The organism is Candidatus Eisenbacteria bacterium, from assembly GCA_035712145.1.
GTDB lineage: Bacteria > Eisenbacteria > RBG-16-71-46 > RBG-16-71-46 > RBG-16-71-46 > DASTBI01.
Genome location: DASTBI010000253.1, coordinates 1 through 2,221, shown reverse-complemented (window position 1 = coordinate 2,221; position 2,221 = coordinate 1). Strand labels below are relative to the sequence as shown.

Sequence of the window (2,221 nt, the reverse complement as noted above, 5' to 3'; positions counted from 1 at the left end):
CTTGGTCCTCCACGCCTTCCACGGGATGTAGGTGCCGTGGAAGAAGAGGAAGAGCCAACCGCTGAGGCCGATGGCTCCCGGGTCGAGCCGCATCACTTCACACGCCGTACTCCGGCGCCGGCTTGTTGAGCAGCCAGCGGTCGAACCAGCGGCGGATGTGCTGCTGGTTCTGCACCCGGCGCGACGGCGCGCCGCTGCGCGAGAGCTCGTGGCTCTCGCCGGGGAAGCGGATCATCACCGTGGGCTTCCGCTGCTGCTTGAGCGCGCGGAACATCGCTTCGCCCTGGCCGATCGGGGTGCGCCAGTCCTCCTCGCTGTGGATCACCATCAGCGGCGTGGTGATCCGCGAGGCGAAGGTGATCGGCGAGCGATCGCGATAGTCCTCCGGGTCCTCGAAGGGCGGCTTGCGGAACCAGAACGGCGTGAACATCGCGAAGTCCGCGCTGTAGTAGAACGCCGCCCAGTCGGAGACGCAGCGCTGGGTCACCGCCGCCTTGAACCGCGGCGTCTGGGCGACGAGCCAGTTGGTCAGGAGGCCTCCGCCGCTCCCACCGGTGACGCCGAGCCGATCGGCGTCGGCGCGACCTTGCTCGATGAGATGGTCGACGCCCGCCATCAGGTCGCGTGCGTCCTCGTCCGGGAAGCGGTACTGGATCACGTTCGCGAACGCCTGGCCGTAGGTGGTGCTGCCGCGCGGGTTGGTGCAGAGCACGGAGTAGCCCGCTCCCGCCAGAACGTGGAACTCGTGGAAGAAGCCGAACCCGTACGCGGTGTGCGGCCCGCCATGGATCTCCAGCACCAGCGGCGCGCGCTCGCCTTCGCGCGGGGTCACCGGCTTCACCAGCCACGCCTGGATGCGGGTGCCGTCGAACGACGGATACCAGAGCTCCTCGACCTCGCCGAGCGCGATCTCGGAGAGCCACGGATTCGGCCGATGGAGAACCTCCAGCGCTCGCGTGCCGGGATCGAAGACGTAGAGGACGCAGGGCGAGGATGGGTTCCCGATCGTGAGCGCCCAGCGCTTGCCATCGGCGCTCACGGTGCCGGCGATCACGTCCTGCCCCGCGGCCGTCAGCTCGGTGACCTCTTCCCCGCACACCCGCACCATCAGCGACGATCCATGCTTGCCGACCCGGGTCACCACCTCGGAGTCGAGCAGGGCCAGCGGGCAGGCGCCTCCGCCGCGTGGCGGATGCTGATCGGAGTTGATCGCCTCGGCAAACGGGAAGTCGTAGCCGGAGGCGAGCCGCAAGAGCTCGCGGCGCGGCCCCTGCCCGCGCGCCAGCCAGAGCTCCGGCTGCTCGTAGCTGCGCGGCCCGTCGAAGCGGGTGGTGATGAACGCGATGGTTCCGTCCAGTCCCTCCGTCCACGCCATGATTCCGCCCGGAGCGTCGACGACGAGCTTCATGGCGTCGCCCTCGGTCGGCGTCTCGACATCGGGCGGCACCGCCCAGAGCTTGCTCTCCTCGGGACCGAACCACGGCTCTTCGCGCCGATCGGAGACGAAATAGATCGAGCGCCCGTCACGCGACCAGCGTGGCCCGCTCTCCGCGTGGAGTCCCGTCGTCAGCGCGCGCACCGCGCGACTCTCGCGCTCGACGATCCACAGGTGATCCTTGCGCTGCTCGTCGTGGAAGCCCAGATCGTTCTCACGGAACACGGGCTTGGTGATCACGCGGGCCGGCTCGTTCTTGGGTTTCTTGTGATCCGGAGCATCGAGCACCGGGTTGTGCGGGCTCACGAACACGAGACGGCTGCCGTCGGGCGACCACGCCGGCTCCGCGGCGCCGCCTTCGAGCGTGGTGAGCCGTGTGGCTTCGCCGCCCCCCGTCGGCAGCAGGTGGATCTGCCCCGGCTTCCCCGATTCGCTCTTGCGCACGAAGGCGAGCCAGCGGCCGTCGGGCGACCAGCGCGGCTGGGAATCGTAGAGACCCGACGTCCACGGGCGCGCCTCCGTGCCCGACCCCGCGATCCACACCTGGGTGCGGTATTCGTCCGCTTCGGCGTCCACCCAGACGCGGGTGAACGCCACGCGCCCGCCATCGGGAGAGATCTGCGGATCGGCATCCCAGACGAACCGCAGCAGATCCTCCTCACGCATCGGCCGCGGGCTCGGGGCCGGTCGTGCGGACTCGCCGCCGGCTCGTTCCTCGGTCTTGACGTCGGTTCTCATCCTCGCGTCTCTCCCGTCACGCGGCTCGCGTCACTGGCGGACCGCTTT

The 2,221-nt window shown here is 69.5% G+C and carries 1 protein-coding gene; it reads right to left on the bottom strand.

From position 1 onward, the window contains the following. Positions 1-97 precede the first annotated feature (97 nt). Positions 98-2,173: a S9 family peptidase gene (locus VFQ05_18020; GenBank protein ID HET9328666.1), complete on the bottom strand. Its 2,076-nt coding sequence runs from the start codon at positions 2,171-2,173 to the stop codon at positions 98-100. Positions 2,174-2,221 lie beyond the last annotated feature (48 nt).